The following is a 21,900-nucleotide window of genomic DNA, read 5'->3' as shown; positions in this document are numbered from 1 at the left end:
GCCATGGTCGCACCCTCGTAGGGCGGGAGAACCGGCCCCCGCGGTTGGTTAGGATCAGCACCCTGATGACTGCCACCCTCGTCGCCAAGGAACTCGCCGCCGGGCACGGCGACCGCACACTCTTCGCGGGACTCGACCTCGTGGTCGCGCCCGGCGACGTGATCGGTCTCGTCGGAGCCAACGGAGCCGGCAAATCCTCGCTGCTCCGCCTGCTCGCGGGGCTCGACCGGCCGGAGGAGGGCGAGCTGAGGCTCTCCCCGCCCACCGCGACCGTCGGGCACCTCCCGCAGGAGCCCGAGCGCCGTGCGGGTGAGTCCGTACGGGAGTTCCTCGCGCGCCGTACCGGGGTCGCCGACGCCCAGGCCGCCATGGACGCCGCCACCCAGGCACTGGTCGACGGGGCGCCTGGCGCGGACGACGCGTACTCCGAGACGCTGGAGCGCTGGCTCTCCCTCGGTGGCGCCGACCTGGACGAACGCGCTGAGGAGGTCGCCGCAGACCTCGGTCTGACCATCGGTCTCGACCTCCCGATGACGGCGCTCTCCGGCGGCCAGGCCGCCCGCGCCGGCCTGGCCTCGCTGCTGCTGTCGCGCTACGACGTCTTCCTGCTCGACGAGCCCACCAACGACCTGGACCTCGACGGCCTGGAGCGCCTGGAGCGCTTCGTGTCAGGCCTGCGCGCCGGCACCGTCGTCGTCAGCCACGACCGTGAGTTCCTGATGCGTACGGTCACCAAGGTCCTGGAACTCGATCTCGCCCAGCAGGAGATCAACCTCTACGGTGGCGGTTACGCCTCCTACCTGGAGGAGCGCGAACGCGCCCGCACCCACGCGCGCGAGGAGTTCGAGGAGTACGCCGACAAGCGCTCCGCGCTGGAGGGCCGCGCCCAGATGCAGCGGGGCTGGATGGACAAGGGCGTCAAGAACGCCCGCCGCAAGGCCACCGACAACGACAAGATCGGCCGCAAGTTCCGCAGCGAGGCCAGCGAGAAGCAGGCCGCCAAGGCCAAGCAGACGCAGCGCATGATCGAGCGCCTCGACGTCGTCGAGGAACCCCGCAAGGAGTGGGAGCTGCGGATGGAGATCGCCTCCGCACCGCGCTCCGGCTCCGTCGTGGCCACCCTCCGCGACGCCGCCGTCGTCCGCGGGGACTTCTCCTTCGGGCCGGCCACCCTGCAGATCGACTGGGCCGACCGGGTCGCCATCACCGGGGCCAACGGGGCGGGCAAGTCCACCCTGCTCGCCGCCCTCCTCGGACGGCTCCCCCTCGACGCGGGCCACGCCTCGCTCGGCTCGGGCGTCGTGGTGGGCGAGGTCGACCAGGCCCGCGAGCTGTTCCACGGCCCGGAGAGCCTGCTGGACGCCTTCTGCGCGGCCGTCCCCGACACCGAGCCCGCCGAGGTGCGCACCCTGCTCGCCAAGTTCGGTCTGCGCTCCGGCCATGTGCTGAGGCCGGCCACGACCCTCTCCCCGGGCGAGCGCACCCGTGCGGGGCTCGCGCTCCTGCAGGGCAGGGGGGTCAACCTGCTCGTACTGGACGAGCCGACGAACCACCTGGACCTGCCGGCGATCGAACAGCTGGAGTCCGCGCTGGAGGCGTACACCGGGACGCTGCTGCTGGTCACGCACGACCGGCGCATGCTCGACGCCGTCCGGACGACCCGCCGCGTCGAGATCGCCGGCGGCAAGGTCACCGAGACCGCCTGACGCGAAGGCCCCGCCCGTCCCGTCGTACGGGAGGAGCGGGGCCGGTACACCGGTGCCTCAGTCGACGTAGCTGATCTCGGACGAGGAGTAGATGCAGTTCGTGCCGTCCGCGCCCGAGCCGATCTCGCTCGGCTCGCCGCTCGTCGTGCCCTTGTACTTGGTGCAGATCTTCATGTCACGGTCGCCGTCCTCGTAGATCGTGACGTCCGAGATCCGGGCCGTGTCGCCGTAGTTCGTGTTGATGCCGACCAGGCTCGTGCCGGGGGCCGTCGCCCAGATGTTCTGGAGCTGGATGTGCCGGGCGTTCTGCGTGGAGCAGTTGCCGCAGGAACGGACCAGCTTGCCGAAGTCGTCCACCTGGAAGTTCTTCACGACCAGGGTGCCGACGCCGTTGTGCTGGAACACCTTGTCCTCGGCCAGCTTCGCGCCGCCGCCGTCGATCGTGCGGACCGTCGAGGAGGAGCCGCCGCGGAAGGTCGCGGCGTCCTCGCCCACGTCCTCCCACCACACGTTCTTGATCGTGCAGGTGCCCGCGCAGTGCACACCGTCGGCGGCCGGGGCACCCAGGATGACGTTCTGCAGGGTGGCGCCGTCCGCCAGCTTGATCATCGGCGGCTGGTCCTCGTCCTGACCGCCGCTGCCCAGGTCACCGCTGCCGTACAGGCGCTTCATGCCCCCGTCGTACGTGCCCGAGACCTCGATGGTCGACGAGACGGCCTGGCTGCCGTTGGCGGCCGGCCACGACGGCCGGTCCGTGGGCGGCTCGGTCGGCGGGTCCGTCGGGTCGGTGGGCGGGTCCGTCGGAACGGTGCCCGCGGCGGTGAAGGTCCAGTTCTTGCTGCTCACCGAGTCGCAGGAGTTCTGCTGGACCAGGGCGCCGGACGCCGTCGAGCTGTCCTTCACGTTCAGGCACTTGCCGCCGTTGCTGTTGACGACGCGGTAGGTGCTGCCGCTGACCGCGGTCAGGGTCCACACCTGGGTGGCCGTACCGCCGCAGTTCTGCTGCTCCACGGCCTTGCCGGCACTCGTGGAGGCGTCCCGCACCCCGGCGCACTTGGCGCTGTGCGCGGCGACCAGGGTGTAGCCGCTGCCCGAGGCGGTGAGCTTCCAGGTCTGTGCGGCGGCGCCGTTGCAGGCGCTCTGCGCGAGCTGCGTCCCGGCGGAGGTGCTGGAGCTCGGCACTCCCAGACACAGACCGCTGGCGGCGTTCGCCAGGCTGTACGAGCCGACGGCGGGAGCTGCCGAGGCGGAGCCGGTCGCGAAGAGTGCGGTGAGTCCTGCGGCGAGCAGTGAGACGATGGCGACGAGGGTGGCGGCCGCTCGACCGCCCCGTCTTCTGACCTGCTGATTCTCTGTATTCACGAGCATCCCTTTCACCGCCCGCGGTATTCTCCGCAGGCACCTGACGGTGGGTGGTGCGGTGGTTGGCGCAGTGGTGAAGCCGTCCCCCGGCTCCGGTGCAGAAATCTGCATGGTGAACCGAGTTCGCGTACATGAATCGCCGTGACCGTACGTCACTCACCCGTAGCGGTCAATACAGCGGGACGGACGATCAGTAACGGCGACGGGCGGGCAGGAGAAGTTCCTGCCCGCCCGTCGCCGCGTCCCGGCTCAGCGCTTGCGGCCGCCCGAGTCGGAGCCGCCCAGTCCGGCCCGCCGCAGCGCGTCCGCCATCGCGCTGTTGGCCGGCGCGGCCGCCGGACGCGGTGCGCCGCCCTGGCCACCGCCCCCACGCCGGTCACGGCCCTGGCCGCCGCCCTGGCCACCGCCCTGGCGGGCCCCCTGGCCACCGCCCTGCGCCTGCCGCTGGCGCGGCGGGCGTTCCCCGCCGCCCTGGCCGCCCTTCTCGCGCCGCGGCCCCTGTCCGCCGCTCCGGTCCGCCCCGGCCTCGTCGTCGAGCCGCAGGGTCAGGGAGACGCGCTTGCGCGGGATGTCGACGTCCATGACCTTCACCTTGACGATGTCGCCGGGCTTCACGACATCCCTCGGGTCCTTGACGAACGTCCGCGACATCGCCGACACATGGACGAGACCGTCCTGGTGGACACCGACGTCCACGAACGCGCCGAACGCCGCGACGTTCGTGACGACACCCTCCAGCACCATCCCGGGAGCCAGGTCCCCGAGCTTCTCCACACCCTCCTTGAAGGTGGCCGTCCGGAAGGCGGGCCGCGGGTCCCGGCCCGGCTTCTCCAGCTCCCTGAGGATGTCCGTGACCGTCGGCAGACCGAACTTCTCGTCCACGAAATCGTCCGGCCGCAACGACCGGAGGACCTCGGTGCTGCCGATCAGCGAGGCCACGTCGCCGCCCGTACGCTTCACCATCGTCCGCACCACGGGGTACGCCTCGGGGTGCACGCTCGACGCGTCCAGCGGGTCGTCCCCGCCCCGGATCCGGAGGAAGCCCGCGCACTGCTCGTACGCCTTCGGGCCCAGCCGTGCCACGTCCTTGAGCGCCCGGCGGGAGCGGAACGGGCCGTTCGTGTCCCGGTGGGCCACGATGTTCTCGGCCAGCCCGGAGCCGATGCCCGACACCCGCGAAAGCAGCGGCGCCGATGCCGTGTTGACGTCGACGCCGACGCCGTTCACACAGTCCTCGACCACGGCGTCCAGGGAGCGCGACAGCTTCACCTCGGACAGGTCGTGCTGGTACTGGCCGACGCCGATCGACTTCGGGTCGATCTTCACCAGCTCGGCCAGCGGGTCCTGGAGCCGGCGCGCGATCGAGACCGCTCCGCGCAACGACACGTCCATGTCCGGGAGTTCCTGCGAGGCGAAGGCCGACGCCGAGTACACGGAGGCGCCCGCCTCCGAGACCATCACCTTGGTGAGCTTCAGCTCCGGGTGCCTGTCGCACAGTTCACCCGCGAGCTTGTCGGTCTCGCGGGACGCGGTTCCGTTCCCGATCGCGATCAGGTCGACCTGGTGCTCCCTGGCGAGGCGCTCCAGCGTGGCGAGCGACTGGTCCCACTTGTTCGCCGGCACGTGCGGGTGGATGACGTCCGTCGCGACGACCTTGCCGGTCGCGTCCACGACGGCGACCTTCACACCCGTACGGAATCCGGGGTCGAGCCCCAGCGTCGCCCGGGTGCCGGCCGGGGCGGCGAGCAGCAGATCGCGCAGGTTCGACGCGAAGACGCGCACGGCCTCGTCCTCCGCCGCGGTGCGCAGCCGGAGCCGCAGGTCGATCCCCAGGTGCACGAGGATCCGGGTCCGCCAGGCCCAGCGGACCGTGTCGCCCAGCCATTTGTCCCCCGGCCGGCCGCGGTCCGCGACCCCGAACCGGCGGGCGATCATGTTCTCGTACGAGGAGGGGCCGGGCTGCTCCGACGGCTCCTCCGGCTCCAGGACCAGGTCGAGCACGTCCTCCTTCTCGCCCCGGAGCATCGCGAGGACGCGGTGCGAGGGCAGCGCCGTGAAGGGTTCGGCGAAGTCGAAGTAGTCGGCGAACTTCGCGCCCGCCTCCTCCTTGCCGTCCCGCACCTTCGCGACGACCCTGCCGCGCGACCACATGCGTTCGCGCAGTTCGCCGGTCAGATCGGCGTCCTCCGAGAAACGCTCGGCCAGGACCGCCCGGGCGCCCTCCAGCGCCGCAGCCGGGTCCGCCACCCCCTTCTCGGCGTCGACGAACGCCGCGGCGGCGACGAGCGGGTCCACGGACGGGTCGCCGAGCAGCCCGTCGGCGAGGGGCTCCAGGCCGGCCTCGCGTGCGATCTGTGCCTTCGTCCGGCGCTTCGGCTTGAAGGGCAGATAGATGTCCTCCAGGCGCGCCTTGGTGTCGGCCGCCCGGATCCGCGCTTCCAGGGCGGCGTCGAGCTTGCCCTGCTCACGGACGGACTCGAGGACCGCCGTACGGCGGTCCTCGAGTTCTCGCAGGTACCTCAGCCTCTCCTCGAGCGTGCGCAGTTGCGCATCGTCGAGCATCTCGGTCGCTTCCTTGCGGTAGCGCGCGATGAACGGCACGGTCGACCCGCCGTCGAGCAGGTCGACGGCCGCCTTCACCTGACGCTCACGTACGCCGAGCTCCTCGGCGATCCTGCCTTCGATGGACGTCGTCACGGTTTTCCCGACTCGCCTTCTCGTACTGGCTGTGCTGGCTGTGCCACTGGGGTGCTCCACACCCGGTGGGCCCCTTCGCCTGCATTGTGCCGGGTGGCCGGGGGCCGTGTCGCGTGACCTGCTCGATCACGGCCCCGGCGTCCTGCCGAAGGACCGGCTACGCGCGCCGGGTCCTGCCGCTGCGCGAGGCGCCGCCGAAGAGGCTCGCCAGGAGGCGGAAGGGCAGAGTCACCACGGTGGCGATGGCCGAGCCGACGGTACTCAGAGCGTTTGCGATCGCACGGAACACGGTGTGCCTCCTTCGTAGGGTGTCTCTGCCGCCTGGCCGGTTCCCCGCCTCGTAAACGTGTACGGGCTCAGCCCTTGCCGACCAGGTCTTCCGGGAAAGCGCCCGCCGAGGCCGCGGCGAACAGGAATCCCCGGCCCAGCTCGGTGAGCCTCTCCACGCCGTCGGCGCCCAGGTGTTCGTACGGCGCGGAGTCCATCCGGTCGGTCGCCTCCTCCAGGTCCGCCCTGAGCGTGGTGCCCGCCTCGGTCAGCTCGCCCGCCGCGTCCAGGACACCCCGCTCACGCAGCCGCTCCACCGCCGCGTCCCAGTCGGTGCGCCGCCAGCCGCGGGTGGCGAGGATCCAGCGCGGCGCCATGCCCTTGCCGGTGGCGGTGTGGCTCACCAGGGCCTCGACGGGATCGAGACCGGCGGTCAGGAGGGCGGCCAGGTGCCCGTCGCCGCGGTGCTCGCGCAGCAGCGTCGTCGCGTGCCAGTAGGCAAGGTGCGGCTGCTCCGGCACCTCCAGATCCGCGTGCGCGGCGTACAGGGGCCGGGCGTGGCGGGTGCAGGCCTCGGCGGCCGTGAGGGCCAGGCGGGCCGCCTCCGCCATCTCCGGGGACGCGAGGGTCTCCTCGCCGAGCACCCGGCGCAGGGTCGAGTCGGCGGCCCGCAGGCGGGCGTCGAGTGCCGCCTGCGGGGTGATGTCCGACCAGACGGCCGGCAGATGGCGGCCCACCAGCTCGTGGTTGAAGTTGTAGAAGGTCGCGGTGACCGCACCCGCTCCGACCGCACCCAGGGCGGCGCCGCGCGCGGCGAAGTAGACCCGGCTCTCGTTGTCGATGCCGAGCTCCCCGAACTCCTTGCCGAGGTCGGGGGAGAAGTAGACACAGGAGTGCATCGGATTGAGCGCGTTGTGGCAGCGGCGTCCGGCACGTGGCGGAAGAGTACTCATGCCCGCACGTTACCGACTGGTTGGTACGTGGAACAGGGCCGGGGCGGCCGTGAGGCACTCGTGGCAGGAAAGGTGGGAAATTCGTCATTGCGGCCATCGGGCCGTCCGCCCAGGATGAGGGGCATGAAGCAGCGATCCGTACTCGTCGTCCTCTTCGAGGGCGTTCAGAGCCTCGACGTGAGCGGCCCCATGGAGGTCTTCGCCGGCGCCTCCCGCTTCCCCGGCGTCTCGTACGACCTGCGCACCGCCTCGCTGGACGGAGCCCCGGTCCGCTGCTCCAGCGGCCTCACCCTCGTCCCCGACGGCACACTCGCGGACGCCCCGGCGCCCGATCTGCTCCTCGTGCCGGGAGGCGCGGGGACGAGGACACCCGCCCCGGAGCTGGTCGACTGGATCCGCGCCCACGGCCCCCGGGCCCGGCAACTGGTGTCGGTGTGCACCGGCGCCCTCCTCCTCGCCGAGGCGGGCCAGCTCGACGGCCACCGGGTGACCACCCACTGGTCCGTCTGCGAGACGCTCGCCCGGACGTACCCGGCGGTGCGTGTGGACCCGGACCCGATCTTCGTACGCGACGGACGGCTGGCGACCTCCGCCGGCGTCACCGCCGGCATCGACCTCGCGCTCGCCCTGGTCGAGGAGGAACACGGCCGGGACGTGGCGCTCACCGTCGCCCGCCATCTCGTCGTGTTCCTGCGGCGCCCCGGCAACCAGGCGCAGTTCAGCGCCCAGCTCACCGCCCAGACCGCCGTCCGTGAACCCCTCCGCGAGCTCCAGCACTGGATCTCCGAGCACCCGGACGCCGACCTCTCCGTGGAGGCACTCGCGGAACGCGCGCGGCTCTCGCCGCGCCACTTCGCCCGCGCCTTCCAGGCCGAGACGGGGCTCACCCCCGGCCGGTACGTCGAGCGCGTCCGCCTCGAACAGGCCCGCCGGCTGCTGGAGGACACGACCGACGGCGTCACCGGGATCTCCCGGGCCAGCGGTTACGGCACTCCGGAAGCGATGCGGCGCGCCTTCGTCAAGGCACTCGGGACCGCGCCCGCCGAATACCGGCGCCGCTTCCGGTCCCAGCCCGCCTGACACGCCCCGACCATCACGGCACCGACGGAAGGAACACCATGCGGATCGCCATCGTGCTCTTCGACCGCTTCACCGCGCTCGACGCAGCAGGCCCCTACGAGATGCTCAGCCGGGCCCCCGGCGCCGAGACGGTCTTCGTCGCCGAGCGGCCCGGGCCCGTGCGCAACGACAGCGGCAGCCTCTCGCTCGTCGCCGACCGGGCTCTCGCCGACGTGCCCGCTCCCGATGTGGTGATCGTGCCGGGAGGGCCCGGGCAGAGCGGCCAGATGGAGAACGAGGCGTTGCTCGGCTGGCTGCGGACCGCGGATGCCACCAGCACCTGGACGACCTCGGTCTGCACGGGCTCCCTGCTGCTCGCCGCGGCCGGGCTGCTCACCGGCCGGCGTGCCACCTCGCACTGGCTGGCCCTCGACGTCCTGAAGACCTTCGGGGCCGAGCCGACGGACGAGCGGGTGGTGACGGACGGGAAGTACGTCACCGCCGCCGGTGTCTCCTCCGGCATCGACATGGGCCTGACCCTGCTCGGCAGGATCGCGGGTGACGACCACGCCCGGACCGTCCAGCTGCTGACCGAGTACGACCCCCAGCCGCCCTACGACTGCGGTTCGCCCGCCAAGGCCCCGGTGGCCATGGTCGAGGAGTGGCGGGCGAGGAGCCGCTTCATCCTGACGTAGGCGCGGCTCCGGCTTCCCCCGTCGTCCAGGTGAAACGGGGAGCGCGGCGCTCCAGGAAGGCGGCGACCCCCTCGGCGGTGTCGCCGCTGCCTCGTGCCTGCCGCGCCCAGTACGCGTCCCGGTCCTCGCGGCCGTCGGCGAACTCCTTCGCCGCGGCCTGGGTCAGCTGTGAACGCGAGGCGAGGACCCGCGCGAACGCGGAGACCCGGGCCGCCAGCCCGCCCTCCGGCAGTACCTCGTCCACCAGCCCCGTGCGCAGGGCCCGTTCCGTCCCGATCAGCTCCCCGGAGAACAGCAGGAACTTCGCGGCGGCCGGGCCGACCAGCGCGACCAGCCGGCGTGTGGACGAGGAGGGGTAGACGATCCCGAGCTTGGCCGGGGTGACGCCGAAGGAAGCGCCCTCCTCGGCGAACCGCAGATCGCAGGCGGCGGCCAGCTGGCTGCCGCCGCCCACGCAGTACCCGCGTACGGCGGCCAGCGTGGGCCGGGGGAAGGCCGCCAGGGCCTCCTCGGCCCGGACGGCGAGTGCCTGCGGCCGCCCGCGGGGGTCCTGGAGGGACGCGATGTCCGCACCCGCGCAGAAGGTGTCACCGGCGCCGGTGAGCACGAGGACCCGCACGCCGGGGTCGGCGGCCAGCCCCTCCAGCAGCACCGGGAGCGCCTGCCACATCTCCGCGCTCATGGCGTTGCGCTTGGCGGGGTTGCTGATGACGACGGTGGCGACGCCGTCCACGACCGTGTGCTCCAGTCGCGGCTCCGTCCGAACCGCCTGCTCCCTGAGGTCCATGCGCCGGATGTTATCCGTGCGGCCCGAATCCGTGAGCGGCGGCCGCCGGCAACGGCGGGCGACGGGGCGTCAGTCCGGTGACGGACCAGATGACGCCCGAAAAGGGCGAGAAGTAGTCCAATCACCTGACGCTGTCATACTCACTCGGTCAAATTGCTTACAGAAGTGAGCACTTGTGGTCAGAGCTGCAGTCCGGACCACGCTCTTCCCGACACTCATTACTCGATAGTCAGCGACATGCGAATCGAGAGCGGGTGGCGGTCCATGGAGAGCCGTGGGAGTGTTCCGGCCCATCCCGTGCCGTACGAGGGGGTGTGGCGCTTCACAGCCCCCGCCGTCGACGTCTCGGTGCCGCAGGCGCGGCACGCCGTCCGGGACCTGCTCGACCGGCAGGGCGTACCCGTCGAGGACGACATCCTCCAGGGGCTGCTGCTGATCGTGTCGGAACTGGTCACCAACGCGGTCCGGCACGCGGCGCTGCTCTCGCCCGAGCTGGCCGTCGAGGTGGCCATCGGCGCGGAGTGGATCAGGGTCTCCGTCGAGGACAACCACCCCTACCGCCCCACGGCGCTGGTCACCGACTACGCGCAGACCGGTGGCCGCGGGCTGCTCCTGGTGCGTGAGATCACCGCCGAGGCGGGTGGCACCTGCGACGTGGAGCACACCGCGGGCGGCGGCAAGATCATCTGGGCGGCGCTGCCACTCAAGACGCAGCTCTGACCGCCCCCGGCGCCGTGAGCGGCTTCACCAGCCCGCGGACGGTCCCGTCAGCTCCCTGATCGCGGGCCGGGCGGCATCCAGCACGGTCATGAACCACGCCGAGAACGGCGCGGCGGCGTGCCGCTCCGCCAGCTCACCGGCGGTCACGAAGGCCGTCTCGCCGACCTCCTCCTCGTCCGGCCGCAGGCGCTCCTGCACCATGCCGACGAACAGGTGGTTGAACTCCTGCTCCACCAGACCCGACATGGGGTCGGGGTGGTTGTAGCGGACCGTGCCCGCCGCGGCGAGCAGCGAGGGCGAGACCCCCAGCTCCTCGTACGTACGCCGGGCGGCCGCCGCGAACGGCGCCTCTCCCGGGTACGGGTGGCCGCAGCAGGTGTTCGACCACACGCCGGGGGAGTGGTACTTGCCGAGCGCACGGCGCTGCAGCAGCAGCCGCCCCTGCTCGTCGAAGAGGAAGACGGAGAACGCCCGGTGCAGCTGGCCGGGGGCCTGGTGAGCGGCGAGCTTCTCCGCCGTGCCGATGGTGGTGCCGTTCTCATCGACCAGTTCGAGCATGATCGCGTCTGCTGTGCCGTTCGACGAGCTGTTCGCCGCGGTTGCTGGTGTGGTCGGCATACCCATCCTTCGCTTTGGTTCCCGGCCTCGTGCGCCGGACCCCTCGAGTGCGGTCAAGTCTGCCGTACAAAAGCCGCTTGTCCGCACTTCGGGTGCTGGCATGTCCGCCCCGCCCCGCCCCGAGGGCGCGGCGGGACGGACACGGCGTCAGACTCCGAAGGCCGCCGGGTAGTGGATCATTCCCTTCGGCACCGGTACGGAATCGTCGAGGACCAGCGCCATCATCGCCTCGTCGGGAACCTCGAAGCCCGGCCGGATGCCGAACCGCGACGCCGTGACGAATCCGAAGGCGGGGTAGTACTCCGGATGCCCGAGCACCAGGACGAGTGACTCGCCCCGCAGCCGTGCGGCGTCCAGCACCGCCCGGACCACCGCACGCCCGGCACCGCCGCGCTGGTGTTCGGGAGAGGTCGCCACGGGCGCCAGCGCGAGCGCCGGGGCGTCCCCCACACGGCACCGGGTCAGCAGGGCGTGGGCCGCAACGGAACCGTCCGGAGCCTCGGCGACGTACGACAGGCCGGGCATCCAGGCACCGGGGTCGGTGCGCAGGGCGTCGACCAGATCGGCCTCGTCCCGGGTCGGGAAGGCCGCAGCCACGACCCGGTGGACCGCGGCGCGGTCCGCCGGCGTCTCGGGACGTGTCCTCCAGCGGGGATCGAAGGGGCGCAGCACATAGCCGTCCCGGTCGCTGCCGGGACCCGTCGGCACCCCGAGCACATGGAAGCCCGCCGCCACGGCAGCCGACGACGAGCCGGTGGTCCGGCCGCGCCCGGTGATCACGATCGAGCCGCCGGGCGCGAGCAGCCGCCGCCAGTCCCGCAGCGCGGTGTCGAACCCGGTGACGTACGCCGAACCCTCGGCCCAGACCAGGTCGTAGGACCCGTCGGCGAGGCAGGCCCCGGCGAGGCCGGCCGTGTCCGCCCGGACCGTACGGATCCGGTCACCGAGCCCGCGCTCGCCGGCGGCTGCGGAGAGCTCGTCGAGGAACGGCTGGTGCGGATCGACCGCCGTCACCCGGGCGCCCGCCTCGGCGGCGAGCAGCAGAGCGGCCCCGCCCGGGCCGCAGCCCAGGTCGAGGACGCGCGGACGGTCCGGCAGCGGGCCCGCCATGGCGAGCAGCCGCAGTGTGGTGGCGTCCGAACCGGGGTCCCGCGGGAGCAGCCGGTGACGCCGTTCGGGGAAAGCGTTGTACGTGTGGTCGGTCAAGGTGGGAACCCTTGGGTGAGAGGGCCCCGGCCGACGCGGCGTATGAAGAGCCGAGCGGTCAGCCGGTGACCCGGGAGACGATGAGGGAGGACCGTTCGCTGCGCCGGGCAGCCGTCGTCGCGACAGTCATCGACCTCAGCTCCTTCTCTCTCACGGGTTCCGGACCCGCCGACCCTAGCACCGGGCGCCGGAGCGGCTGTCAGTGGCAGAGCCGTGCCTCGTGCTCCTGGTGACCGCTGGGCTCCAGCTGGAAGGTGCAGTGCTCGACGTCGAAGTGGCTGCCGAGGCAGCTCTGGAGGTCGTGCAGGAGCTTCTCGTGACCGATCGAGTCCAGCATCTCCTGGTGCACCACCACGTGGGCGGAGAGGACGGGCATGCCCGAGGTGATCGTCCAGGCGTGCAGGTCATGGACGTCCAGCACACCGGGCAGGGCCGTGATGTGGGCGCGTACCTCGTCCATGTCGACCCCCTTGGGCGCCGACTCCAGCAGTACGTCGAGCGTCTCCCGCAGGAGTTTCACCGTACGGGGGACGATCATCAGACCGATCAGCAGCGAGGCGATGGGGTCGGCGGCCTGCCAGCCGGTGGCCATGATGACGCCCGCCGCCACCAGCACCGTCACCGAGCCGAGCGTGTCGGCGACGACCTCCAGATAGGCACCCCGGACGTTGAGGCTGTCCCGCTGCCCGCGCATCAGCAGGGACAGGGAGACGACGTTGGCGACCAGGCCGACAGCGGCGAACGCGATGGCCAGGCCGCCCCTGGTCCCGGCCGGAGTGATGAAGCGCTCGACCGCCTCGAAGACCAGGTAGCCGCCGACGCCGAGGAGCAGCACACAGTTGGCCAGCGCGGCGAGGATCTCGGCGCGGGCGAAACCGAAGGTGCGGTTGGGGCCCGCGGGCCTGTTGGCGAAGTGGATGGCCAGCAGGGCCATCCCCAGCCCCAGCGCGTCGGTGGCCATATGGGCCGCGTCCGCGATCAGGGCGAGCGAGTTCGCGAGCAGCCCGCCGACGATCTCCAGGACCATGACGCCGAGCGTGATGCCCAGGGCGACCCGGAGCCGGCCCCGGTACGCGGCGGCGGCCGTCCCGGTCGGGGGCGGCCCTCCGTGCGTGTGTCCGTGATCGTGGCCAGCCCCCATGTGAACGCCTCCGTACAGCCGTCGTGTCCCTCGGACACGTCTGACGCGCCTCGCCCGATGCGGCCAGTGAACTACGGGGGCGGGGTAGGGGGCAACACGGCACTGAACACCGTTGTCATGAGCTCTGACCTGCGGAAACGATCGCAGGTCAGAGTGTCGCCGGGGCCTGGGCCCTCACTGCGCGGCGCGGGCCCCGGGGTGGCGCAGGCACCAGCCCTCCCAGGCCGACTCCACCATCTCGCGCACGTCCCGGCGTGCCGTCCAGCCCAGCTCCCCGGTCATCCGCGCCGCGGACGCGACCGCCCGGGCCGCGTCCCCGGGCCTGCGCGGGTCGACCACCGGCTCCGTACGCAGGCCGGTGACCTCGCCCACCAGCTCGGCGAGACGGCGCACGGACACGCCCTCGCCCCGGCCGATGTTCACGGTGAGGTCTCCGCCGTCCGAGGTCCTGTCCAGGTGCCTGGCGACCGCGAGGTGCGCCTCCGCCAGATCGGCGACATGGATGTAGTCGCGTACACAGGTGCCGTCCGGCGTCGGATAGTCGTCACCGAAGACCCGCGGCGCCTCGCCCCGCGTCAGCCGGTCGAAGAACATCGGTACGACGTTGAAGACACCCGTGTCGGACAGCTCGGGCTCGGCGGACCCCGCCACGTTGAAGTAGCGCAGGCAGGCCGTCGAGATGCCGTGGGCCCGGCCCGTCGCGCGCACCAGCCACTCCCCGGCGAGCTTGGTCTCGCCGTACGGATTGATCGGCGCGCACGGCGTCTCCTCCGTGATGAGCTCCACGTCCGGGACGCCGTACACCGCCGCCGACGAGGAGAGGAGGAAGCGCGGTACACCGGCCGCGACCACGGCCTCCAGCAGCACTCCGAGCCCGGCCACGTTCTCCCGGTAGTAGAGCAGCGGCTTCTCGACGGACTCGCCGACCTGCTTCTTCGCCGCGAGATGTACCACACCCGTGACGGCGTGTTCCGTCAGGACCCCGTCGAGGACCTCGCGGTCCGAGGCCGACCCCCGCACGAGCGTGACGTCCGCGGGCAGCCGTGCCTCTATGCCGGTCGAGAGGTCGTCGAGCACGACGACCTGTTCCCCGGCCCCTATCATGGCCTTCACCACATGTGCCCCGATGTAACCGGCCCCGCCAGTGATCAACCACGTCATGCGGGTCAGCTTATGCGTTCCCCCGACGCGGTTTGTGGGGCGAGGCCTTGATCGACGATGATGATCGCGAACGGCGCCGCATGATGGCCGATTCGGCCGAACGGAGCACGAACGGGCGGTGAACTCGGTCTTCCGTTCATCCGATAGCCTCAGCCGACGCGCCACCGGCCCACCCCCGGGCCGCTTGTCCGCGCGCCGTTCCCGTTCAGTGCCAAGGAGTGAGTTCGTCTGTCGACCGCCATCCTCACCGGTGCGCCGGTACCCGGATCGTCGCTCGAGGACGATCTGCGGTCACTCGGCTTCGACGTGACTGCCGCAGCCGACGCCTCCGAGGCCGCCGACCTGCTCGCCGCAGTCCCCGCGAGCAGGCGCGTCGCGCTCGTGGACCCCCGCTTCGTCGGCCATGTCCACGCGCTCAGGCTCGGACTCACCGACCCCCGCTTCGTCGCCGCGTCGATCCCCGGAGCGCTCACCGCGCAGCCCGAGGCCCGCCCCGCGCTGCTCCGTGCCCTCCAGCGGGCCGTGGCCGCCGTCGGCGCGGGGAGCCCCGTCGCGCCCCCCGGCGCCGAACCCGTCGCCGAGGACCGCACCGTGCCCGGCCGGCTGGCCGTCGCGCTGGACGCGGAGGGCACCGCGGTGCAGCGCCCCGAACTCGGTTCCCTCACCGCCTCCGTGCCCACCGGACCCGGGGAGCGGAGCGCCGCGCAGGCCGCCGTCTCCGCCGTCGACGACGAAGCCGTACGGCTGCGCAGCGCGGTCAAGGCCCACGACGGCTTCTTCACCACGTTCTTCATCAGCCCGTACTCCCGCTACATCGCCCGCTGGTGCGCCCGCCGGGGCCTCACCCCGAACCAGGTCACCACCGCCTCGCTGATCACCGCGCTCATCGCGGCCGGCAGCGCGGCGACCGGCACCCGCGGCGGCTATGTCGCGGCCGGAGTGCTCCTGCTCCTCTCCTTCGTCCTGGACTGCACCGACGGGCAGCTCGCCCGCTACTCGCTCCAGTACTCGACGATGGGCGCCTGGCTGGACGCCACCTTCGACCGGGCCAAGGAGTACGCGTACTACGCGGGGCTCGCCCTCGGCGCCGCCCGGGGCGGCGACGACGTATGGGTCCTCGCGCTCGGCGCGATGGTGCTCCAGGCCTGCCGCCATGTCGTCGACTTCTCGTTCAACGAGGCCAACCACGACGCGGTCTCCAACACGAGCCCCACCGCCGCGCTCTCCGACAAGCTCGACAGCGTCGGCTGGACGGTCTGGCTGCGCCGGATGATAGTGCTGCCCATCGGCGAACGCTGGGCCATGATCGCCGTCCTCACCGCTGTGACCACGCCCCGGATCGTCTTCTACGCCCTGCTCATCGGCTGTGCCCTGGCCGCCTGCTACACCACCGCCGGCCGGCTGCTCCGCTCGCTGACCCGCAAGGCGAAGCGCACCGACCGGGCCGCCCGGGCGCTGGCCGAGCTGGCCGACTCCGGCCCGGCCGCCCAGGCCGTCGCCGCCGTGCTCCGGCGTCCGGGCGGCGGCTTCACGGCCCCGCTCCTGGCGTTCGCCGGAGCCGTGGTCATGGTCGCCGCGGCGCTGTTCGCCCCCTACGGCGGCTGGCTGACCGTGGGCGCCGCCGCGGTGTACGCGGCCCTCTCGGGGCTGGCCGTCTCCCGGCCGCTCAAGGGCGCGCTCGACTGGCTCGTCCCCCCGTTCTTCCGGGCCGCCGAATACTGCACGGTCCTGGTGCTGGCCGCCCGCAGTGACGTACCGCACGCCGTTCCCGCGGCATTCGGCCTGGTTTCGGCCGTCGCCTACCATCACTACGACACGGTGTACCGCATCCGGGGCGGCACCGGAGCGCCGCCCCAGTGGCTGGTGCGCACCATCGGCGGGCACGAGGGCCGGACCCTGGTCGTGGCCGTACTCGCTGCCGTACTGACCTCCGGTTCAGGTTTCACCACGGCTCTCACCGCGTTCGCGGCCGCCGTGGCTCTGGTGGTGCTCGTGGAGTCCATCCGCTTCTGGGTGTCCTCCTCGGCCCCCGCCGTACACGACGAAGGAGAACTCGCATGATCGGCCTCGTACTGGCTGCCGGTGCCGGACGCCGTCTGCGTCCGTACACGGACACGCTGCCCAAGGCCCTGGTGCCGGTGGACGGCGAGAAGACGGTCCTGGACCTGACACTGGCCAACTTCGCCGAGGTCGGACTCACCGAGGTCGCGGTCGTCGTCGGTTACCGCAAGGAGGCGGTCTACGCCCGCAAGGCCGAGTTCGAGGCGAAGTACGGCGTGACGCTGACGCTCATCGACAACGACAAGGCCGAGGAGTGGAACAACGCCTACTCCCTCTGGTGCGCGCGTGAGGTCCTGAAGCAGGGCGTCATCCTCGCCAACGGCGACACCGTGCACCCCGTCTCCGTCGAGAAGACCCTCCTGGACGCACGCGGCAGGGGCCAGAAGATCATCCTCGCCCTCGACACGGTGAAGACCCTCGCCGACGAGGAGATGAAGGTCATCACCGAGGACGGCAAGGGCGTCCGCCGGATCACCAAGCTGATGGACCCGGCCACCGCGACCGGCGAGTACATCGGCGTCACACTGATCGAGCCCGAGGCGGCCGAGGAGCTCGCCGACGCGCTGAGGACCACCTTCGAGCGCGATCCCGACCTCTACTACGAGGACGGCTACCAGGAGCTCGTGAACCGCGGCTTCACCGTCGACGTCGCGCCCATCGGCGAGGTGACCTGGGTGGAGATCGACAACCACGACGACCTCGCCCGCGGCAGGGAGATCGCGTGCCGGTACTGACCCGCCTCATCCCGTCCCCGGTCGTCGTCGACATCCGGCGCGGCGCGATGGACGATCTGGCCGGTCTCCTCGCCGACCAGCGGATCTCCGCCTCGGGCAAGCTCGCCATCGCGATCAGCGGAGGCTCCGGGCGCGCCCTGCGCGAGAGGCTGGCCCCGGTGCTGCCGGGGGCCGACTGGTACCCGGTCGCCGACGGCACGATCGACTCCGCGGTGCGGCTGGCCGACGGCATCAAGGGCAACCGCTACGACGCCGTGGTCGGCCTCGGCGGCGGCAAGATCATCGACGTGGCGAAGTACGCCGCGGCGCGTGTGGGCATGCCCATGGTCGCCGTCGCGACGAACCTGTCCCACGACGGGCTCTGCTCCCCGGTCGCGACCCTGGACAACGACAACGGACGGGGCTCCTACGGGGTCCCCACGCCGATCGCCGTCGTCATCGACCTCGACGTGATCCGCGAGGCGCCCGCACGCTACGTGCGCTCGGGCATCGGAGACGCGGTCTCCAACATCTCGTGCGTCGCCGACTGGGAGCTCGCCCACGAGGTCAGGGGCGAGGACATCGACGGGCTCGCGGCCGCCATGGCCCGCCAGGCCGGCGAGGCCGTGCTGCGCCACCCCGGCGGGATCGGCGACGACGCCTTCCTCAAGGTGCTGGCCGAGGGCCTCGTCCTGACCGGCATCTCGATGTCGATCGCGGGGGACTCGCGTCCGGCCTCGGGCGGATGCCACGAGATCAACCACGCCTTCGACCTGCTGTACCCGAAGCGCGCGGCCAGCCACGGCGAGCAGGTCGGCCTCGGCGCCTGCTTCGCCATGCACCTGCGGGGCGCCCACGAGGAGTCGCTGCTCATGGCGTCCGTACTGCGGCGTCACGGGCTGCCGGTGCTGCCGGACGAGATCGGCTTCACCCCCGAAGAATTCGTGCGGGCGGTCGACTACGCCCCGCAGACGCGCCCGGGACGCTTCACGATCCTGGAACACCTCAACTTGTCCACCGACCAGATCAGGGACGCGTACGCCGACTATGCAAAAGCCATCCATAGCTGAACTCCGTCCGGTCGTGCACCCTCCGGGCGTGAAGGACCGGCGCAGTGGCGAGCACTGGGCGGGGCGGCTCTACATGCGCGAGATCTCCCTGCGCATCGACCGGCACATCGTCAACACCAAGATCACGCCCAACCAGCTGACCTACGTGATGACCGTCGCCGGTGTCCTCGCGGCGCCCGCCCTGCTGGTCCCGGGCATCCCCGGGGCCCTGCTCGGCGTGGTCGCGGTCCAGCTCTACCTGCTGTTCGACTGTGTCGACGGCGAGGTGGCCCGCTGGAAGAAGCAGTACTCGCTGGGCGGGGTCTACCTGGACCGGGTGGCCGCCTATCTGTGCGACGCGGCGGTGCTGGTCGGCTTCGGCCTGCGCGCCGCCGATCTGTGGGGCCCGGGACGCATCGACTGGCTGTGGGCCTTCCTGGGCACGCTCGCCGCGCTGGGCGCCATCCTGATCAAGGCGGAGACCGACCTCGTCGGCGTGGCCCGTCACCAGGGCGGACTGCCGCCCGTCAAGGAAGCCGCTTCCGAGCCGCGCTCCTCCGGTATGGCGTTCGCCCGACGGGCCGCCGGCGCGCTCAAGTTCCACCGGCTGATCCTCGGCATCGAGGCGTCGCTGGTCATCCTGGTCGTCGCCGTCCTCGACACGGTCAGGGACGACCTCTTCTTCAGCCGCCTCGCGGTCGCCGTGCTGGCCGGCATCGCCCTTCTCCAGACCGTCCTGCACCTGGTGTCGATCCTGGCGTCCAGCAGGCTGAAGTGAGCTCACCCATGAAACTCGGCGCGGTCATCATCACCATGGGCAACCGCCCCGACGAACTGCGCGCCCTTCTCGATTCGGTCGCCAAGCAGGACGGCGACCGGATCGAGGTGGTCGTCGTCGGCAACGGCGCTCCGGTCCCGGACGTCCCCCCGGGCGTACGGACCGTCGAGCTGCCCGAGAATCTGGGGATCCCCGGCGGCCGCAACGTCGGCATCGAGGCGTTCGGCCCGTCCGGAGCCGACGTGGACGCCCTGCTCTTCCTCGACGACGACGGGCATCTGCCGAACACCGACACCGCCGAGCTCTGCCGGCAGGCGTTCGAGGCGGACCCGAAGCTGGGAATCGTCACCTTCCGCATCGCCGACCCCGACACCGGCGTCACCCAGCGGCGGCACGTGCCGAGGCTGCGTGCCTCGGACCCGATGCGCTCCTCCCGCGTCACGACGTTCCTCGGCGGCGCGAACGCCGTGCGGAGCCAGGTGATCGCCGAGGCGGGCCCCCTCCCCGCCGAGTTCTTCTACGCGCACGAGGAGACCGACCTCGCCTGGCGGGCCCTGGACGCCGGCTGGATGATCGAGTACCGCTCGGACATGGTGCTCAACCACCCCACGACCGCTCCCTCGCGGCACGCGGTCTACCACCGCATGGTGGCCCGGAACCGCGTCTGGCTCGCCCGCCGCAACCTGCCCGCACCGCTGGTCCCCCTCTACGTCGGGGTCTGGCTGCTCCTCACGCTGGTCCGCAGGCCCTCCCTGCCCGCCCTGAAGGCGTGGTTCGGGGGTTTCCGGGAAGGCTGGACCAAGCCCTGCGGGCCCCGGCGCCCCATGAGGTGGCGTACGGTATGGCGGCTGACCAGGCTGGGCCGGCCACCGGTGATCTGAGAGGCTCTTCCTCTGAGACCATGAACCGTATTCATTCCGTACGGGGAACCTGTCCGCCTCGGCCGCGCCCGCGACCGGCCGCGCATCGTGAAGACGAGAGTTCTTAACTGTGAGTGACACGACCCATGACGGCGGGATTGCGCTGAGCAGCCCGCCGTCCGCCGACGAGGGACTGAGCGCGTCCCAGCTGGCCGACAAGTACGGCTTGACGGTGAGCGGCGCCCGGCCAGGGCTGTTCGCGTACATCCGGCAGCTCTGGGGCCGTCGGCATTTCATCCTGGCGTTCTCGAGGGCGAAGCTGACCGCGCAGTACAGCCAGGCCAAGCTCGGCCAGCTCTGGCAGGTCGCCACGCCGCTGCTGAACGCCCTGGTCTACTTCCTGATCTTCGGGCTGATCCTGGGCACCCGGAAGGGGATGACCCAGGAGGTCTTCATCCCGTTCCTGGTGACCGGTGTCTTCGTCTTCACCTTCACCCAGAGCTCGGTCATGGCGGGGGTGCGCTCCATCTCGGGGAACCTCGGCCTGGTCAGGGCGCTGCACTTCCCCCGGGCGTCGCTGCCCGTCTCGTTCTCGCTCCAGCAGCTCCAGCAGCTGCTGTACTCGATGATCGTGCTGGTGGCCGTGGCGGTGGGCTTCGGCAGCTACCCGGCGCTCTCCTGGCTGCTCGTCGTCCCGGCGCTGGCCATGCAGTTTCTCTTCAACACCGGCCTGGCGCTCGTCATGGCACGGCTGGGCAGCAAGACTCCGGACCTCGCCCAGCTGATGCCGTTCGTGATGCGTACCTGGATGTACGCCTCGGGCGTCATGTTCTCGATTCCCGTAATGCTGGCGGACAAGCCGCAGTGGATCGCCGACGTGCTGCAGTACAACCCGGCGGCCATCTACATGGACCTGGTCCGCTTCGCACTGATCGACGGCTACGGCTCGGAGAACCTGCCGCAGCACGTCTGGGCCGTCGGGCTCGCCTGGGCGCTCGTGGTGGGCGTCGTGGGCTTCGTGTACTTCTGGAAGGCAGAGGAACGGTACGGCCGTGGCTGAGGAAAAGTCCCAGGGACACATCCCCACCGTGATCGCGGACGACGTGCACATCGTGTACCGGGTCAACGGCACAGGTGGCGGCAAGGGAAGCGCCACCGCGGCACTGAGCCGGATCATGCGCCGGGGCAAGGGCGAACCGCGCGGCGTGCGCAAGGTGCACGCGGTGCGGGGTGTCTCCTTCACCGCCTACCGCGGCCAGGCCATCGGTCTCATCGGTACCAACGGTTCCGGCAAGTCCACCCTGCTGCGGGCCATCGCCGGCCTGCTGCCGACGGAGCACGGCAAGGTGTACACCGACGGCCAGCCTTCGCTGCTCGGTGTCAACGCGGCTCTGATGAGCGACCTGACCGGTGAGCGCAACGTCGTGCTCGGCGGTCTCGCGATGGGCATGAGCCGCGAGGAGATCCGCGCGCGCTACAAGGACATCGTGGACTTCTCCGGGATCAACGAGAAGGGCGACTTCATCACGTTGCCCATGCGGACGTACTCGTCCGGCATGGCGGCCAGGCTGCGCTTCTCGATCGCGGCCGCCAAGAACCACGACGTCCTCATGATCGACGAGGCGCTGGCCACCGGTGACCGCAAGTTCCGCGTCCGCTCCGAGGAACGGATCCGCGAGCTGCGCAAGGAGGCCGGCACCGTCTTCCTGGTCAGCCACAACAACAAGACCATCAGGGACACCTGCGACCGGGTCCTGTGGCTGGAGAAGGGCGAGCTCCTGATGGACGGCCCCACCGAAGAGGTGCTGAAGGCCTACGAGCGGGAGACGGGCAAGTAACCGTCGCGTACGTGTGGCCCCCGCCGGAGCGAAGCGGCGGGGGCCCCGCGGTGTGCGGGCCCGCGCTGGAGGACCCGCGGGGCCGTAGGCGTCCCGGGTGGATCTCCTCCCGGCGGATGACGTCAATTGCCCGGGATCCGGGGAAGGTTGACGGCGGCCGATGCGTTGCACGAGGGCGCGCTGTACCCCGGCGCAGTCCTGTGAGCTGTACAACGTAAGCTGGGACGGT

General features: G+C 71.4%; 20 protein-coding genes. 11 read left to right on the top strand and 9 right to left on the bottom strand.

Annotated elements, in window-relative coordinates; all coding sequences use genetic code 11:
• Positions 1-65: 65 nt before the first annotated feature.
• Positions 66-1,706, top strand: a complete 1,641-nt coding sequence (locus ACIP63_RS22605; protein WP_401518380.1) for an ABC-F family ATP-binding cassette domain-containing protein — start codon at positions 66-68, stop codon at positions 1,704-1,706.
• 57 nt (positions 1,707-1,763) lie between these two features.
• Here the strand turns inward: ACIP63_RS22605 and ACIP63_RS22600 are convergent, their stop codons facing one another.
• The 4 genes from ACIP63_RS22600 to ACIP63_RS22585 all read right to left on the bottom strand — a co-directional run bounded on the left by ACIP63_RS22600 (position 1,764) and on the right by ACIP63_RS22585 (position 6,985).
• Positions 1,764-3,068: a pectate lyase gene (locus ACIP63_RS22600; RefSeq protein ID WP_401518377.1), complete on the bottom strand. Its 1,305-nt coding sequence runs from the start codon at positions 3,066-3,068 to the stop codon at positions 1,764-1,766.
• Between the two features lie 249 nt (positions 3,069-3,317).
• Positions 3,318-5,765, bottom strand: coding sequence for a Tex family protein (locus ACIP63_RS22595; RefSeq protein WP_401518374.1), 2,448 nt, complete (start codon positions 5,763-5,765; stop codon positions 3,318-3,320).
• A gap of 157 nt (positions 5,766-5,922) precedes the next feature.
• The gene (locus tag ACIP63_RS22590; protein ID WP_356715874.1) at positions 5,923-6,054 is read right to left on the bottom strand and encodes an LPFR motif small protein; all 132 of its coding nucleotides are present in this window, start codon (positions 6,052-6,054) and stop codon (positions 5,923-5,925) included.
• Positions 6,055-6,121: 67 nt separating this feature from the next.
• A complete protein-coding gene (locus ACIP63_RS22585) occupies positions 6,122-6,985 on the bottom strand; it encodes a hypothetical protein (protein WP_401518371.1) in 864 nt (287 codons plus the stop codon).
• A 123-nt stretch (positions 6,986-7,108) separates the two neighbouring features.
• Here ACIP63_RS22585 and ACIP63_RS22580 point away from each other — a divergent pair, with 123 nt between their 5' ends.
• Positions 7,109-8,065 (top strand): GlxA family transcriptional regulator, encoded by a 957-nt coding sequence (locus ACIP63_RS22580; protein ID WP_401518368.1) that lies wholly within the window; start codon positions 7,109-7,111, stop codon positions 8,063-8,065.
• A 38-nt stretch (positions 8,066-8,103) separates the two neighbouring features.
• Positions 8,104-8,739, top strand: a complete 636-nt coding sequence (locus tag ACIP63_RS22575; RefSeq protein WP_401518367.1) for a DJ-1/PfpI family protein — start codon at positions 8,104-8,106, stop codon at positions 8,737-8,739.
• On the opposite strand, the gene ACIP63_RS22570 is transcribed toward ACIP63_RS22575, so the two are convergent.
• Positions 8,726-9,526, bottom strand: coding sequence for an enoyl-CoA hydratase/isomerase family protein (locus tag ACIP63_RS22570; protein ID WP_401518364.1), 801 nt, complete (start codon positions 9,524-9,526; stop codon positions 8,726-8,728). The two genes, ACIP63_RS22575 and ACIP63_RS22570, sit on opposite strands and share 14 nt — an antisense overlap.
• Positions 9,527-9,790: 264 nt before the next feature.
• Between ACIP63_RS22570 and ACIP63_RS22565 the strand changes: the two genes are divergently transcribed.
• On the top strand, positions 9,791-10,246 hold the full coding sequence (locus ACIP63_RS22565) for an ATP-binding protein (protein ID WP_376374950.1): 456 nt from the start codon (positions 9,791-9,793) through the stop codon (positions 10,244-10,246).
• A 24-nt stretch (positions 10,247-10,270) separates the two neighbouring features.
• Here the strand turns inward: ACIP63_RS22565 and idi are convergent, their stop codons facing one another.
• From idi to galE, 4 genes are all read right to left on the bottom strand, one after another.
• A complete protein-coding gene (gene idi / locus ACIP63_RS22560) occupies positions 10,271-10,864 on the bottom strand; it encodes an isopentenyl-diphosphate Delta-isomerase (RefSeq protein WP_401518361.1) in 594 nt (197 codons plus the stop codon).
• 147 nt (positions 10,865-11,011) lie between these two features.
• Positions 11,012-12,070 (bottom strand): GNAT family N-acetyltransferase, encoded by a 1,059-nt coding sequence (locus tag ACIP63_RS22555; RefSeq protein WP_401518358.1) that lies wholly within the window; start codon positions 12,068-12,070, stop codon positions 11,012-11,014.
• Between the two features lie 199 nt (positions 12,071-12,269).
• Entirely contained in the window at positions 12,270-13,211 is a 942-nt protein-coding gene (locus tag ACIP63_RS22550) for a cation diffusion facilitator family transporter (protein ID WP_401518356.1), read from the bottom strand.
• A 174-nt stretch (positions 13,212-13,385) separates the two neighbouring features.
• Positions 13,386-14,372 carry a UDP-glucose 4-epimerase GalE gene (gene galE / locus ACIP63_RS22545; protein ID WP_401518353.1) on the bottom strand — a complete coding sequence of 329 codons (987 nt, stop codon included), beginning with the start codon at positions 14,370-14,372 and terminating at the stop codon, positions 13,386-13,388.
• A 306-nt stretch (positions 14,373-14,678) separates the two neighbouring features.
• Here galE and ACIP63_RS22540 point away from each other — a divergent pair, with 306 nt between their 5' ends.
• The 7 genes from ACIP63_RS22540 (at position 14,679) to ACIP63_RS22510 (ending at position 21,671) form a co-directional block, all read left to right on the top strand.
• Positions 14,679-16,433, top strand: a complete 1,755-nt coding sequence (locus tag ACIP63_RS22540) for a DUF5941 domain-containing protein (RefSeq protein WP_401518351.1) — start codon at positions 14,679-14,681, stop codon at positions 16,431-16,433.
• The gene (locus tag ACIP63_RS22535; protein ID WP_401518348.1) at positions 16,430-17,167 is read left to right on the top strand and encodes a sugar phosphate nucleotidyltransferase; all 738 of its coding nucleotides are present in this window, start codon (positions 16,430-16,432) and stop codon (positions 17,165-17,167) included. Before ACIP63_RS22540 ends, ACIP63_RS22535 begins: the two co-directional genes overlap by 4 nt.
• Positions 17,155-18,216 (top strand): iron-containing alcohol dehydrogenase family protein, encoded by a 1,062-nt coding sequence (locus tag ACIP63_RS22530; protein WP_401518347.1) that lies wholly within the window; start codon positions 17,155-17,157, stop codon positions 18,214-18,216. Before ACIP63_RS22535 ends, ACIP63_RS22530 begins: the two co-directional genes overlap by 13 nt.
• Complete coding sequence (locus ACIP63_RS22525; RefSeq protein ID WP_401518344.1) at positions 18,194-18,973, top strand: CDP-alcohol phosphatidyltransferase family protein; 780 nt, start codon at positions 18,194-18,196, stop codon at positions 18,971-18,973. The genes ACIP63_RS22530 and ACIP63_RS22525 overlap by 23 nt, the downstream gene beginning before the upstream one ends.
• Positions 18,974-18,981: 8 nt before the next feature.
• A complete protein-coding gene (locus tag ACIP63_RS22520; protein ID WP_362941509.1) occupies positions 18,982-19,854 on the top strand; it encodes a glycosyltransferase family 2 protein in 873 nt (290 codons plus the stop codon).
• A 109-nt stretch (positions 19,855-19,963) separates the two neighbouring features.
• Positions 19,964-20,893: an ABC transporter permease gene (locus tag ACIP63_RS22515; protein ID WP_362941512.1), complete on the top strand. Its 930-nt coding sequence runs from the start codon at positions 19,964-19,966 to the stop codon at positions 20,891-20,893.
• Positions 20,886-21,671 (top strand): ABC transporter ATP-binding protein, encoded by a 786-nt coding sequence (locus ACIP63_RS22510; protein WP_362941515.1) that lies wholly within the window; start codon positions 20,886-20,888, stop codon positions 21,669-21,671. Before ACIP63_RS22515 ends, ACIP63_RS22510 begins: the two co-directional genes overlap by 8 nt.
• The last annotated feature ends 229 nt before the right edge of the window (positions 21,672-21,900 follow it).

The organism is Streptomyces sp. NPDC088746 (assembly GCF_044751065.1).
Taxonomy (GTDB): Bacteria; Actinomycetota; Actinomycetes; order Streptomycetales; family Streptomycetaceae; genus Streptomyces.
This window is presented reverse-complemented; position numbering and strand designations above follow the sequence as displayed.

What these genes read in the sequence shown, in the direction of transcription:
- ACIP63_RS22605 (WP_401518380.1), top strand. Translation starts at nt 66, where the DNA reads ATGACTGCCACCCTCGTCGCCAAGGAACTCGCCGCCGGGCACGGCGAC.
- ACIP63_RS22585 (WP_401518371.1), bottom strand. Translation starts at nt 6,985, where the DNA reads ATGAGTACTCTTCCGCCACGTGCCGGACGCCGCTGCCACAACGCGCTC.
- ACIP63_RS22580 (WP_401518368.1), top strand. Translation starts at nt 7,109, where the DNA reads ATGAAGCAGCGATCCGTACTCGTCGTCCTCTTCGAGGGCGTTCAGAGC.
- ACIP63_RS22575 (WP_401518367.1), top strand. Translation starts at nt 8,104, where the DNA reads ATGCGGATCGCCATCGTGCTCTTCGACCGCTTCACCGCGCTCGACGCA.
- ACIP63_RS22570 (WP_401518364.1), bottom strand. Translation starts at nt 9,526, where the DNA reads ATGGACCTCAGGGAGCAGGCGGTTCGGACGGAGCCGCGACTGGAGCAC.
- ACIP63_RS22565 (WP_376374950.1), top strand. Translation starts at nt 9,791, where the DNA reads ATGGAGAGCCGTGGGAGTGTTCCGGCCCATCCCGTGCCGTACGAGGGG.
- idi (WP_401518361.1), bottom strand. Translation starts at nt 10,864, where the DNA reads ATGCCGACCACACCAGCAACCGCGGCGAACAGCTCGTCGAACGGCACA.
- ACIP63_RS22550 (WP_401518356.1), bottom strand. Translation starts at nt 13,211, where the DNA reads ATGGGGGCTGGCCACGATCACGGACACACGCACGGAGGGCCGCCCCCG.
- galE (WP_401518353.1), bottom strand. Translation starts at nt 14,372, where the DNA reads ATGACGTGGTTGATCACTGGCGGGGCCGGTTACATCGGGGCACATGTG.
- ACIP63_RS22535 (WP_401518348.1), top strand. Translation starts at nt 16,430, where the DNA reads ATGATCGGCCTCGTACTGGCTGCCGGTGCCGGACGCCGTCTGCGTCCG.
- ACIP63_RS22525 (WP_401518344.1), top strand. Translation starts at nt 18,194, where the DNA reads ATGCAAAAGCCATCCATAGCTGAACTCCGTCCGGTCGTGCACCCTCCG.
- ACIP63_RS22520 (WP_362941509.1), top strand. Translation starts at nt 18,982, where the DNA reads ATGAAACTCGGCGCGGTCATCATCACCATGGGCAACCGCCCCGACGAA.